The following is a 12,952-nucleotide window of genomic DNA, read 5'->3' as shown; positions in this document are numbered from 1 at the left end:
CGCGAAAGGGCGAGCATGGCCGACGAGTTGGGGCCCCGCAGGACACGTCATGCGGTGGTCGTCGGGGGGAGTCTCGCGGGCCTGCTGGCCGCGCGGGTGCTGAGCGAGCACGCCGAACGGGTCACGGTCGTCGAGCGCGACCGCTACCCCGAGGAGGCGGACGCCCGCCCGGGCGTCCCGCAGGGGCGGCACCTCCACGTACTGATCGAGGGCGGACAGCGGGCGCTCGACGACCTGCTGCCCGGCTTCACGGACGAGCTGCACGCGCTCGGCGCACCCAAGGTCGGCGTGCCGCAGGACATGGTCCAGTGGCAGAGCGGCAAGTGGTTCGCCCGCACGCCGGCCACGGCGCACTTCTACACCGGCCCGCGCGACCAGCTCGAATGGCTGGTGCGCAAGCGGGTCTTCGCCGATCCGCGGATCGAACTCGTCGGGGGGCACGAGGCGGTGGGGCTGCTCGGCGACTCCTCCCGCGTGCGCGGGGTGCTGCTGCGCGAGCGCGGCGCCGGCGCGCCCAAGGAGCCCCGCGCCCTGGAGGCCGACCTGGTCGTGGACGCCTCCGGCCGCTCGACCCGGGCCTCCGACTGGCTGGCCGGGATCGGCGCGGAGCCCCCGCACGAGGAGACCCTCGACACCGGCCTGGCCTACGCCACGCGGGTCTACCGCTCCCCCGCCGACGACCCGGCCGTCGACGCCCTCGGCTACTACGTGGTGCCCAACCCCTCGCAGGTGTACGCCGGAGTGGTCCTGCCGCTCGGCGACGGCCGCCACCTGGTCACGCTCTCCGGGCTCCGGGACGACCAGCCGCCCACCGACGAGGCGCTGTTCGAGAAGTACGCGCGCAAGCTGCCGCACCCGGTGATCGGCGACTGGATCGCGAAGGCCGAGCCGATGTCGCCGGTCTACGGCTTCCGCAAGACCGCCAACATCCGGCGGCGGTACGACCGTCCGGGCCGCCGCCCGGCCGGCTTCCTCGCCACCGGTGACGCCCTGTGCGCCTTCAACCCGATCTACGGGCAGGGCATGGCGGTCGCGGCGATGAGCGCCGTGGCGCTGCGCGAGGCCCTGGCGGACCCGAAGCGCACCCCGACCACCCGGCGGGTGCAGCGGGCGCTGCTGGACGCCTCGAAGCAGGCCTGGGACATCTCGGCCGGCGCCGACAAGAAGATGCCGGGCGCCGAGGGGGACGCGGCCCGGGCCGGGGCCCTCGACAAGGTGACGGGCTGGTATCTGCGCCGGGTGCAGGAGCGGGCCGCGGGCGATCCGGTGGTGGGGGCGCCGTTCCGTGCGGCGCTGACCCTGACGGCGCCGCTGACGGCGCTGTTCGCGCCGCGGGTGGCCCGCGCGGTCCTCTTCGGCCCGGTCCGGGAGACACCGGCCGGGCCTCCGCTGCGGCGTCACGGGGCGTAGCCCCGGAGCGGTGGGGGTCGGGGGCCCGCAGGCGCGGGCCCCGGGCCGAGGCGGCGGCGGAAGCGGCAGGAGGTGGACGCTTCCGGCGCGGCTCCCGGACGGGCGCCGGGCCCGAGTGCCCCGGTTCGGGGTCGGGCGCGTCCCCGAACCGGGTGCCGGGCACAGCTCCGTCCCGGGCACAGCTCCGTCCGCCGTGCGGGTGCCGGGCGCAACACCGCCCCCCCGTACGGGTGCCGGGCTCAACACCGCCCCCCGTACGGGTGCCGGGCACAGCTCCGTCCGCCGTGCGGGTGCGGGCCCAACTCCGCCCCCCCGTACGGGTGCCGGGCGCAACACCGCCCCCCCGTACGGGTGCCGGGCTCAACACCTTCCGCCGTGCGGCGCAACTCCGCCCCCGTGCGGGTGCGGGCGCCACTCCGCCCCCCCGTACGGGTGCCGAGCGCAGCTCCGCCCCCCTACGGCGACGGGGCGCGGGTCCCCGTACGGGGGGGCGGGTTCAGACGCCGGGGTCCGCCGGGACCATCCCGGCCGCGATGGCCGCCGTCAGCGCCGCGTAGTCGTCCGCGTTCTGGGCCGCGTAGCGCAGGGCGAAGTCGGCGATCGCCCGGTCGAAGACGTCGGAGGACCCGAGGTAGCCGGCGATGGCGATGCGGTCGCCGGAGCGGGCGTGGGCCCGGGCGAGGGCCCGCCCGCACAGGCGGGCGTATGCGCGGAGCATCGCCGGGGACATGGTCTCGACGTCGGCCGAGCCCTTCATGTCGCGCAACTGGCGCCAGTAGAAGTGACGTTGTTCGGGTCCGGTCATCCAGCCGAGGAAGATGTCGCCGGCGGCCTGGACGAGCCGCTGGCCGCAGACCACCCGGCGGCCCTGGTGGGTGTACGGGCTGGGTGCGAGGTACGGCTCCAGCACCGAGGGCCGGGCCTCCTTGACCTGGAGGAAGAGCGGGTCGCCGTCGTCACGGCCCTCCAGGAGGACGACGAAGCAGCGGGTGCCGACGCTGCCGACGCCGACGACCTTGCGGGCGGCGTCGACGAAGCGGAAGCGGTCGAGCAGCAGCCTGCGTTCCTCGGCGAGCGAGCTGCGGTAGTCGCTGAAGATCTTGCCGAGCGTGACCCGGTCGACCTCCGGGGGCCGTACGAGCAGCGGCGGGTCGTCGACGATGCGCCGGCCCGAGGCGTCCTTGACGGTGAGCTTGCCGAGGGCCTGGAGACTGGTGCGCCGGCGGGCCCGGTCGAGCCGGTCCTGGAAGCGGGCCCGGTGCGCGCCGCGCAGCAGGCCGGCCACGTCGTCGGCGGCGATCCGCTCGTACCAGACGTCCAGTTCCCCGAGCCCGGCCAGCCGGCGCATGGCCACGCGGTACGACTCGGTGGCGACCAGGGCGACGCGGTGCGCCTTGGCCCTCGCGGCGCCGTTCTGCAGGGCGGCGACGGCGACGGAGGCGGCGAGCCGCTTGACGTCCCACTCGAAGGGCCCGGGGAGGGTCTCGTCGAAGTCGTTGACGTCGAAGAGCAGCGTCCGTTCGGGTGACGCGTAGACGCCGAAGTTGAGCAGATGGGCGTCGCCGCAGAGCTGGACGGTGAGGCCCGTGTGGCGCTGGGCGCCGAGGTCGGCGGCCATGACGGCGGCGGCACCGCGCAGGAAGGCGAAGGGCGAGAGGGCCATCCGGCCGTAGCGGACGGGCACGAGTTCGGGCACCCGGTCGGCGGCCTGCCGCTCCAGGACGCCGATCGGGTCGGGGCGCTGCGAGGAGGGTATCCAGCGGCCGTGCGAGGAGCGGGGGGCGCGCTTGCGGGCGGCCTTGCCCTTGTCGGCCCGTTCCGACGGCGTCGTCATCCGGCCTCACCCGCCTCTTCCACCGTCACTGCCAGCACCGTTCCGGTGCGATCCATTACAAGGGGCGCTGCGTGTTTCGGCCACTCTCACCGACGGGACTTCCGTAATGGTTTAGACCAATGATAGGAATTGGTCACGCACACGGCTCGGGCGGTCACGCCCAGCAACGGTTGAACCATGCGCGACTGAGCATGCACGACAGAGAGGGTCCGAGACATGGCCGAGTCCGTTCCCGAGTACGGTCCGAAGGCGACGCTCCCGCTCTATCTGCGGGTCGCCTGCGCACTGCGGGACGACCTCACCCAGCGCCGCATCTCCCCCGGCAGCCGGCTGCCCTCCGAACGGCATCTGGCGCTGCGCTACCACGTGAACCGGCAGACCGTCCGCAGCGCGCTCCAACTCCTGCGCGAGCAACGCCTGGTCGTCACCGACCGGCGCGGCACCTTCGCCGCCGCCGCAGAACCGGAGCCGTCCGTCCCGGCGCCGGTGCCGGTGCGGCGGACCTTCCCCGGCGGGCCGAGGGCCGCCGACTCCCTGGTCCGCGCCCAGCTCTCCTGGGAGGCGCCGCCGGCCGCCCTGGCCGGCCGGCTCTCCCTGGCCCCCGGCGAGCCGACCCTCGTGCACCGCCATGTGGTGCTCACCCCGGCCGGCGCCGGCCTGCAGCGCTCGGTCACCTGGTTCTCCCGGCCCGCGCTGACCGAGATACCGCAGCTCGCCCGCTACCGGCCGAGCACCGAGCGGTACCGGCAGCCCGACCTGCGCCTGCTCTACCACTGGATGCACCAGGCGGGCCTGCGCACCACCCACCGGGAGACCATCGGCGTTCCGGCCCGTCCCGCCGAGCCCGCTCCCGGCTTCCCGGGGGACGGAGCGGCAGCGGCCGCCGAACCGGCCGGTGCCGGTGCCCGGCTGAGCGTGCACCGTGTGGTGAGCGACCAGCACGGGCACGCCCTGGAGGTCACGGACATCGACTTCGCGGCCCGCGCGGCCGCCTGGACCTACGAGTTCGGCGACTGAGAGCGGGCCCCGCCGCCGGGGCCCTCGCCCGCAGGGCGTCCCGGTGCCCCGGCGTTCCGGCGTTCCGGCGTTCCGGTGCCCTGGTGCCCCCCGCGCCCCGGTGCCCCGGTGGGTGCCCTGCGGCAGGGTCCCCGCCCCGTACTAGACGATCCCCTCCGAAAGCTCCGCCTCCTCGCGGGCGTTCCCGTACGACTGGGGCGTGCCGTACGAGCGGCGGGCGACGTACCACCAGACACTGGCGAGGAGCAGCACCACGGCCAGCGCGATCACCGCGTAGTTCATGGTGTCGACCGTGACCGGCGCGCGCTGCGGCAGGCAGAACAGCACGGTGACGACGGCCACCCAGCCGACGGCGATCCAGCCGATCGGCCGGCTCCAGCGGCCCAGGTTCCAGGGGCCGGGGACGAAGTTCCGGCCCGCGCGCAGTCGCAGCAGGATCGGGATGGCGTAGGCGGGGGTGATGCCGATGACGTTGATGGCGGTGACGGCCCCGTAGGCGGTGGCCGAGTACAGCGACGGCACGGCGAGCAGGGCGGCGACGGCCACGGACAGCCAGACGGCCGGGACCGGGGTGTGGGTGCGGCTGCTGACCCGGCGCCACAGGGCGGAACCGGGCAGGGCGTTGTCGCGGCTGAAGGCGAAGACCATCCGGCTGGCGGCGGCCACCTCGGCGTTGCCGCAGAAGAGCTGGGCCACGATCACCACGAGCAGCAGGGCCTTGGCGCCACCGGCGCCCAGCGCGTCCAGGAGGATCTGGGCGGGCGGCACGCCGGTGGCGCTGGCCTGGGTGCCCGCGTAGTCCTGGATGGCGAAGGTGAGCCCGGCGAGCAGCGCGAAGCCCGCGATCCAGGAGACCCAGATGGAACGGACGATGCCCTTGGCGGCGGCGACGGAGGCGTTGGCGGTCTCCTCCGACAGGTGGGCGGAGGCGTCGTACCCGGAGAAGGTGTACTGCGCGAGCAGCAGGCCGATCGCCGCCACGTAGAGGGGGTTGCTCCAGCCGGTGTCGTTGACGAACTCCGTGAAGACGAAGCTCGCCGACTGGTGGTGGTCGGGGATGAGGGTCAGGGCGCCGACGATGACGGCCACGCCGCCCAGGTGCCACCAGACGCTGACGGAGTTGAGCACGCTCACCAGGCGGACGCCGTTCAGGTTGAGCACGGCGTGCAGCAGCAGGATCGCCAGGAAGATCAGGAAGGTGGACCCCGGCGTGGGGACGATGCCCCACTGCAGGTTGAGGAAGGCTCCGGTGAACAGGGCGGCGCCGTAGTCGATGCCGGCGATGGCGCCGAGCAGTCCGAGGAGGTTCAGCCAGCCGGTGTACCACCCCCAGCGGCGGCCGCCGAGCCGGTCGGCCATGTAGTAGAGCGCCCCGGAGGTCGGGTAGGCGCTGGTGACCTCGGCGAGCGCCAGGCCGACGCACAGGACGAAGAGACCGACGCCGGCCCAACCCCAGAGCATGACGGCGGGTCCGCCGGTGCCCAGGCCGAAGCCGTAGAGCGTCATGCACCCGGAGAGGATGGAGATGACGGAGAAGCTGATGGCGAAGTTGCCGAAGCCGCCCATCCGGCGGGCGAGGACGGGCTGGTAGCCCAGCTCTCTGAGCCGGGCCTCCTCGTCCCGGGGTGCCGGTGGCGGCTTGCGTATCGCGTCGGTGGGAGCGGTGCGGGACATCGGTCGTTCCTCCGGGGGAAGGGGGACGGGACGTACGGGATCGGGGACGTACGGGATCGGGGACGTACGGATCAGGGCGCAGGGGGTCCGGGCCCGAGGGATCCTGGGGGGGTTGGTTCGGGGCGGGACGGGGTGCGGGGAGGCGAGCCCGGCGTGGCGGGGGGGGCGGTCAGGGACCGGTACGGGTGTCCGCGCCGCCCAGGCTGCGGGCGCGCGCCCGCAGGAAGACCTCCTCGGCGGGTCCCCGCTCGTCGGGATGGGCGGTGCGGTAGGACCAGGGCTGCGGGGTCCAGTACGGGCCGAGCGCCTCGAAGACCCGGGCCGCGTCGGCGAACCTGAGGGCGCCGTGCAGGGCGTGGGCCAGATGGTTGAGGTCGAGCAGGCTGGCCTCGTCGGTGGCGCAGAAGAGGAACCAGCCGTCCATGGCGCGGACGGCGTCGCGCACCGCGTCCTCGGCCACCCAGTGGAGGTCCAGGGCCCGCTCGTGGCCCCGCTCCCGCCGGTAGCGCTCGACGCGGACGTAGAGCGGCAGGACGTGCAGGGCGGATCCGACGGACGCGGACGTGGCCGCCCACTGGGCGTAGTTGACGGCCTCGGAGAGCGGTCCGGGGCGCCGGGCGTAGAGGAACTGCAGCATCCGGTGGTGCGCCTCGCGGTTCTGCGGGTCCCGCTTGTCGGCCTCGGCGAGCAGCCCCCACGGGCCGGGCGGCAGCATGGGCGCGGGCGGGGCCAGGCGGTGCTCCTCCATGCGCTGCTGGGCGTCGAGCACGGAGAGGGCCAGCCGGCACACCCACGGCACGGGGTCGGCGGGTGCGTGGTCGGCGGCCTGGAGGCAGGCGGTCCACGCCTCCTGCCAGAGTTCCCGGGTGCGCGGGTGGGCGGTGCGGTGGGCGCGTACGGCCCGTTCGACGGCGACCCGCGCGTGCATCACGGCGGCGGCGGAGGAGTCCGGCTGCTCGGCGCGCCAGGTCTCGACGACGTCGGTGCCGGCGGCGACGGCCGCGAGCACCTGGGTGCGGCGGGTCCAGGCGGTCCAGCCGGAGGTCTCCTCGAGCAATCGGGCCATGACCACCCAGCGGCCGGTGCGCAGCTCCTGGACGGCGCCGCGCAGGGCGTGGTCGTGTCCCGCCGGATGGTAGACGGGCCGGAAACCGTGCCCGGCCATCAGGTCGCGGTGCGGGAGGTGGGCGACGCGGGGTGGAGGGTGGGAGACATCGTTCCTCGGTGAGATGGAGGGAGGGGGTGGTCAGTCCCCTTGGCCGTCCCGGCCGTTGATCGGCGATCACTATAGAGGTTGCCGGACGTGACCGATCCACTTTTCTCCGTGACCGTAACTATTCAGCCAGCGACCGAATTTGAATGAATGTCAGCAAGTCGCCCTCATCTGACGGCTTCCCCTTCACCGTCTTGACGGAGCGCCGCGGCTGCATCAGGCTGACCGGTTCCACGATCGCAAGCGATCAAGGACCTCGGACCACCCCACGACCGGCAGGGAGACGCACACATGACGGGCCCGGTACTCGCCGTCGACCAGGGCACCTCGGGCACCAAGGCCCTCGTGGTGTGCCCCCGGCGCGGGGTGATCGGCAGCGGCTTCGCGCCGGTGCGCCCGCGCGCGCTGCCCGGCGGGCTGGTCGAGGTCGACCCCCGTGAGCTGTACGACTCCGTGGTCACGGCCGGCCGGGCGGCCCTCGCCGAGGCCGGGGAGCCGGCCGCCCTGGTGGGCCTCGCCAACCAGGGCGAGACGGTCCTCGCCTGGGACCCCTCGACGGGTGACCCGCTCACCGACGCCCTCGTCTGGCAGGACCGCCGGTCCGCCGCGCTGTGCGAGGAACTCGCGCCACACGCCGCCGAGTTGACACGAATCACCGGCTTGCCCCTCGATCCCTACTTCGCCGCGCCCAAGATGGCCTGGATCCGTCGCAACCTCACCGGCGCGGGGGTCGTCACGACGAGCGACGCCTGGCTCGTGCACCGGCTGACGGGCGCGTACGTCACCGACGCGGCCACCGCGGGCCGTACCGGGCTGCTCGATCTGGACACCGTCGCCTGGTCCGACACGGCCCTCGACGTCTACGGCCTCGCGGGCGAGCGGCTGCCCCGCGTGGTGGACTGCGACACGCCCGTCGGCACCACCACCGCCTTCGGCCCGCCGCTCCCCCTGACCGGCCTCCTCGTCGACCAGCAGGCCGCGCTCCTCGCCCAGGACGTCACCGCCCCGGGCGCCGCGAAGTGCACGTACGGCACCGGGGCGTTCCTGCTCGCCCAGACCGGTTCCGCCCCGCGCCGCGGCGACTCCGGCCTGGTGGCCTGCGTCGCCTGGCGGCTCGCCGGCCGCACGAGCTACTGCCTGGACGGGCAGGTGTACACCGCGGCGTCCGCCGTGCGCTGGCTCACCGACCTCGGGGTGATCGCGGGCGCCGAAGAGCTCGACTCCGTCGGGGGTGCCGTCCCCGACGCGGGCGGCGTCACCTTCGTACCGTCCCTCGCCGGACTCGCCGCCCCCTGGTGGCGCGGCGACGTGCGCGGCGCGCTCACCGGGCTCGGTCTCGACACCGGTCCCGGACAGCTGGTCCGGGCGCTCTGCGAGGGCATCGCCGCCCAGGTCGCGGAGCTCGCCGGTGCCGCCGCGGCCGACCTGGGCGGGCCGCTGACCACACTGCGGGTGGACGGCGGCCTGACCCGGTCGGCGCTGCTCATGCAGACCCAGGCCGATCTGCTCCAGCGCCCCGTGGAGGTCTCCGCCCTCCCCGACGCCACCGCCCTCGGCGTGGCCGCGGTCGCGCGGCTCGGCCACGAACCGGGCCTCGCCGTCCACGAGGCCGTGCCGCCGTGGAAGCCGTCGGCCGTCTACGAGCCCCGCATCGGCGCGGCCGAGGCCGCCGAGCGCCGAGACCGCTTCCGCGCGGCCGTGGCGACGCTGCTGGCCGGCCGGGACGAGGGGAACGGGGGCACGGGCACCCCGGACAGCACGGAGGGCTCGGGGGGCTCGGACCCGGACGGCCCGCACGCTTCCCCCGCATCGCCCGGGTCCGACCTGGGGCGCGGGGCGTGAGCGTCACCCGGTGCGGGGTGCTGCCGGACACGTCGGCGCCCGGGGACGCGTACGACGTGACCGTCGTCGGCGCGGGCGTCGTGGGGTGCGCCATCGCGCGGGAACTGGCCCGGTACCGGCTGCGCGTGGCGCTCGTGGAGGCGAGCGGTGACGTCGGGGAGGGCAGCTCCAAGGCCAACACGGCGATCCTGCACACCGGTTTCGACGCGGTGCCCGGCTCCCTGGAGGCCCGCCTCGTGCGGGAGGGCGGGCGGATGCTCGCCGCGTACGCCGACGAGGCCGGGATCGCCGTCGAGCCCGTCGGCGCCCTGCTCGTCGCCTGGGACGAGGAACAGCTCGCCGCGCTCCCCCGCCTCGCCGACAAGGCCGCGCGCAACGGGCACCACGGGACCCGCCCGGTGTCCGCGGCCGAGCTGCGGGCCCGCGAACCGCACCTGGGGCCCGGCGCGCTCGGCGCGCTGGACGTGCCGGGCGAGTCGGTCGTCGACCCCTGGTCCACTCCGCTCGCGTACGCCACCCAGGCCGTCCGCTCCGGTGTGGACCTGCACCTGGACTGCCGGGTGGAGAAGGTCCGCCCCGGCGGTCCCGGCGTCCCGCACCGGCTGATCACCCGGCGCGGGGTGCTGCGCACCCGCTTCCTGGTCAACGCCTGCGGCCTGTACGCGGACGCCTTCGACGCGCTGGTCGGGCGCCACGACTTCACCGTCACCCCGCGGCGGGGCCAGCTGGTCGTCTTCGACCCGTTCGCGCGGGCGCTGGTCCGGCACATCCTGCTGCCGGTGCCCGGCCCGCTCGGCAAGGGCGTGCTGATCGCGCCGACGGTGTTCGGGAACGTGCTGCTCGGACCGACCGCCGAGGACCTGGACGACCGGACGGCCACGGGTTCGACGGCGGAGGGGCTCGCCGCGCTGCGCGCGCAGGGCCGGCGGATCCTGCCCGCGCTCCTCGACGAGGAGGTCACCGCCGTCTACGCGGGCCTGCGGGCCGCCACCGGCACCGAGGACTACCGGATCGCCGCCCATCCCGAGCTGCGGTACGTCACGGTCGGCGGGATCCGCTCCACCGGGCTGACCGCCTCGCTCGCCCTCGGCCGGCACACCGTCGAACTCCTCGCCGACGCGGGCCTGGAGCTCGGCGCCGAGCGGCCGCTCGCCCCCGTGCGGATGCCGAACCTCGGGGAGGCGTCCCCCCGCCCGTACCAGGACGCCGAGCGGATCGCCCGCGACCCGGCGTACGGACGGGTGGTCTGCCACTGCGAGCGCGTCACGCGCGGCGAGATCCGCGACGCGCTCGCCTCCACGGTGCCGCCCGCCTCCCTGGACGGGCTGCGGCGCAGGACCCGGGCCAGGGCGGGGCGCTGCCAGGGCTTCTCGTGCGGGGCGGCGGTGCGGGCGCTGTTCGAGGAGGGGACGCGGTGAACCGTACGGTCGACGTCCTGGTGGTCGGGGGCGGCCCTGCCGGTCTCGCCGCCGCGGCTCGCCTCGCGGCGGCGGGCGCGGGCCGGGTCGAGGTCCTGGAACGCGAGGAAGCGGCGGGCGGAGCGCCCCGGCACTGCGGGCGGGCCGGCTTCGGGCCGTACACCGGCCCCGAGTACGCCCGGCGGGCGGTGGCCGAGGCCGTGCGGGCCGGGGCGGTCGTACGGACCGGGGCCGGCGCGACCGGCTGGGCCGGAGCGCTCGGGGGTGCCCTGCCGCTGGGGCCGGGCCGGGGGCAGCCCGGCGCGGGCGACGGCGCGGTGCGGGAGCGTACGACGGAGGGTCCCCTGGCGGGACCGGCCGGGGGGCACCGGCCGCCGACGACCGAGCGGCGCGGCACGGCGCGGGGCGCCACGGGTCCGGCGGGACCGGCGGGACCGGCGGGACACCCCCTGGTGCTGGAGGTCACCGCGCCGACGGGCCTGGAACGGATCACGGCGCGGGCGGTCGTGCTGGCCACCGGGGCGCGCGAGCGGCCGCGCAGCGCCCGCCTGGTGCCGGGCTCCCGCCCGGCCGGTGTGCTGAGCACGGGCGAACTCCAGCAGTCGGTCGAGCTGTTCGGGCTGCGCGGGGAGCGGATCGGCCGGCGGGCGGTGGTGGTCGGCTCCGAGCCGGTCGCGCGCCACGCGGTCGGCACGCTGCGCCGGGCCGGCGTCGCGGTGGTGGCGGTGGTCTCCGACCGTGCGGACGGGCCGCGCCTGCCGTGCCCGGTGCTGCGCGGGGCGACGGTGCGCGAACTCGTGGGCCGGGGACGGCTCTCGGGGGTCGTGGTGCGTGCCGCCGACGGCCGCGCGGGGCTGCTGCGCTGCGACACCGTGGTGTTCACCGGCGACTGGCTGCCCGACCACGAGCTGGCCCGCTCGGGAGGCGTCCCGCTCGACGCGGCCACCCGAGGTCCGTCGGTCGACCCGGCCCTGCGCACCCGCGTGCCGGGGGTCTTCGCGGCCGGCAACCTGCTGCGGGGCGTCGAACCGGCGGTCGTGGCCGCGGCGGAGGGCCGGGCCGTCGCCTCCGCCGTCCTCGCGCACCTCGCGGGCGCCGCCTGGCCCGATCCCGGCCCCGCGCTGCTGCCCGCGGGTTCCCTGCGCTGGGTCACCCCCGGCCGCCTGTCCCCGAGCGGCGCGTCCGGTCCCGCGCCCGTCCTGTCGCTGCGGCCCGCCACCCGCCTGGTCCACCCCACCCTGACGGTGACCCAGGACGACCGCCTGCTCCACCGGCAGCGGATTCCCGCGTTCCTCGCACCACACCGTTCCCTCCGTCACCCGGCCACCTGGGCCGGGGCGGCGGACCCGGCGGGCGGGGCGGTGACGGTGCGTCTGGAGGCGGGTCGGACGGAGTCCCGGGGCGGGTCCCGGGGCGGGCGGGGCTCCTGAACCGGTCGGGCCGGCCGGGCCGGTCTGTCGGCCTGCCGGACTGTGGGCCTGCCGGACTGTGGGCCTGCCCGGTCTGTGGGCCTGCCGGTCTGATGGCTGGCTGTCCGCCGGTCGGCCGGTCTGCCGCTCCCGGGGCCGCCGTCCGGGTGTGGCGCGGAGGTGTGGCGGTGTGGGGTGGCGGTGTGGGGTGGCTCGGCATCGGCCACACTGGGCGGCATGTCCGAGAAGCGCAGTGCTGGTCTCCTCCTCTTCCGCCGGACGCCCGACGGGCCCCCGGAGGTGCTCATCGGTCACATGGGCGGCCCCTTCTGGTCGTCGCGTTCTCAGGCGGCGTGGTCGATCCCCAAGGGTGAGTACGAGCCCGACGAGGAGCCCGAGGCCGCCGCGCGGCGGGAGTTCGAGGAGGAACTCGGGCTTCCGGCCCCGGAGGGCGAGTGGTGGGCGTTGGGCGAGGCCCGGCAGACGAACGGAAAGCGCGTCACCGTCTGGGCGGTGGAGGCGGACCTGGACCCGGAGCTCGTGGTGCCGGGGACGTTCACCCTGGAGTGGCCGAGGGGTTCCGGCGTCCTGAGGGAGTTCCCGGAGATCGACCGGGTCGGCTGGTTCCCGCTGCCGGAGGCCCTGCCGCTCCTGGTGGCGGGTCAGCGCGTGTTCCTGGAGCGGCTCGCCGCGCGGATGGACGGCGGGGGCGGTGCCGCGGGGCCGGCCGGGGCTTGAAACGGGCCCGCCCCGAGGCGGGATCACCCCCGTTGTCAGACCCGTGCGAGAGGGTGGGTGAGCCAAGCTCACATCGTCGAGAGGGAGCCCGACATGACGACGACCACCGGCCGCGAGCGCGCCGCGGCCCAGGCGTATCTGCGCCTGCTGGAATCCACCCAGGCCGTTCTCGCCGACCCGAGGCTCGAACCGTACGCGGCGGCGATGCTGACGCATCCGATGGCGGAGGCGGACGCGGCGCTGCGGGCGGCGGGGCTCGCGGGGAACGAGGCGCATCTGCTGCGCCTCGTGGCGTCGCTGCGGGCCTCCCCCGCCGCCGAGCGGGGAAGGGCCGGGTGAGGCGGCGCCCGGCCCGCGGCGCCCGGCCCACGGCGACGCCCCGCTGCCCGGCCCGCGG

General features: G+C 75.8%; 10 protein-coding genes. 7 read left to right on the top strand and 3 right to left on the bottom strand.

Annotation, left to right across the window (positions count from 1 at the left end; all coding sequences use genetic code 11):
• Window positions 1-15 precede the first annotated feature (15 nt).
• Window positions 16-1,410: an FAD-dependent oxidoreductase gene (locus ABD954_RS31955; protein ID WP_345491321.1), complete on the top strand. Its 1,395-nt coding sequence runs from the start codon at window positions 16-18 to the stop codon at window positions 1,408-1,410.
• Window positions 1,411-1,906: 496 nt separating this feature from the next.
• Here the strand turns inward: ABD954_RS31955 and ABD954_RS31950 are convergent, their stop codons facing one another.
• A complete protein-coding gene (locus tag ABD954_RS31950; RefSeq protein WP_345491319.1) occupies window positions 1,907-3,244 on the bottom strand; it encodes a DUF2252 domain-containing protein in 1,338 nt (445 codons plus the stop codon).
• A gap of 216 nt (window positions 3,245-3,460) precedes the next feature.
• On the opposite strand from ABD954_RS31950, the gene ABD954_RS31945 reads away from it, so the two are divergent.
• Window positions 3,461-4,261: a GntR family transcriptional regulator gene (locus ABD954_RS31945; RefSeq protein WP_345491317.1), complete on the top strand. Its 801-nt coding sequence runs from the start codon at window positions 3,461-3,463 to the stop codon at window positions 4,259-4,261.
• Between the two features lie 141 nt (window positions 4,262-4,402).
• Here ABD954_RS31945 and ABD954_RS31940 read toward each other — a convergent pair whose 3' ends face one another.
• The gene (locus tag ABD954_RS31940; protein WP_345491315.1) at window positions 4,403-5,935 is read right to left on the bottom strand and encodes an amino acid permease; all 1,533 of its coding nucleotides are present in this window, start codon (window positions 5,933-5,935) and stop codon (window positions 4,403-4,405) included.
• Between the two features lie 169 nt (window positions 5,936-6,104).
• On the bottom strand, window positions 6,105-7,100 hold the full coding sequence (locus ABD954_RS31935) for a hypothetical protein (RefSeq protein ID WP_345491313.1): 996 nt from the start codon (window positions 7,098-7,100) through the stop codon (window positions 6,105-6,107).
• A 339-nt stretch (window positions 7,101-7,439) separates the two neighbouring features.
• On the opposite strand from ABD954_RS31935, the gene ABD954_RS31930 reads away from it, so the two are divergent.
• The 5 genes from ABD954_RS31930 (at window position 7,440) to ABD954_RS31910 (ending at window position 12,894) form a co-directional block, all read left to right on the top strand.
• Window positions 7,440-8,990 carry an FGGY family carbohydrate kinase gene (locus ABD954_RS31930; protein WP_345491311.1) on the top strand — a complete coding sequence of 517 codons (1,551 nt, stop codon included), beginning with the start codon at window positions 7,440-7,442 and terminating at the stop codon, window positions 8,988-8,990.
• The gene (locus ABD954_RS31925; protein ID WP_345491309.1) at window positions 8,987-10,408 is read left to right on the top strand and encodes an FAD-dependent oxidoreductase; all 1,422 of its coding nucleotides are present in this window, start codon (window positions 8,987-8,989) and stop codon (window positions 10,406-10,408) included. Before ABD954_RS31930 ends, ABD954_RS31925 begins: the two co-directional genes overlap by 4 nt.
• On the top strand, window positions 10,405-11,838 hold the full coding sequence (locus ABD954_RS31920; protein WP_345491307.1) for an FAD-dependent oxidoreductase: 1,434 nt from the start codon (window positions 10,405-10,407) through the stop codon (window positions 11,836-11,838). The genes ABD954_RS31925 and ABD954_RS31920 overlap by 4 nt, the downstream gene beginning before the upstream one ends.
• A gap of 216 nt (window positions 11,839-12,054) precedes the next feature.
• Window positions 12,055-12,555: an NUDIX hydrolase gene (locus ABD954_RS31915; RefSeq protein WP_345491305.1), complete on the top strand. Its 501-nt coding sequence runs from the start codon at window positions 12,055-12,057 to the stop codon at window positions 12,553-12,555.
• A gap of 93 nt (window positions 12,556-12,648) precedes the next feature.
• A complete protein-coding gene (locus ABD954_RS31910) occupies window positions 12,649-12,894 on the top strand; it encodes a hypothetical protein (RefSeq protein WP_345491303.1) in 246 nt (81 codons plus the stop codon).
• The last annotated feature ends 58 nt before the right edge of the window (window positions 12,895-12,952 follow it).

The sequence above is a fragment of the Streptomyces roseoviridis genome, assembly GCF_039535235.1.
Classification (GTDB): domain Bacteria; phylum Actinomycetota; class Actinomycetes; order Streptomycetales; family Streptomycetaceae; genus Streptomyces; species Streptomyces roseoviridis.
The sequence above is the reverse complement of the archived record's forward strand: the minus strand, read 5'-3'. Positions and strand labels throughout refer to the sequence as shown.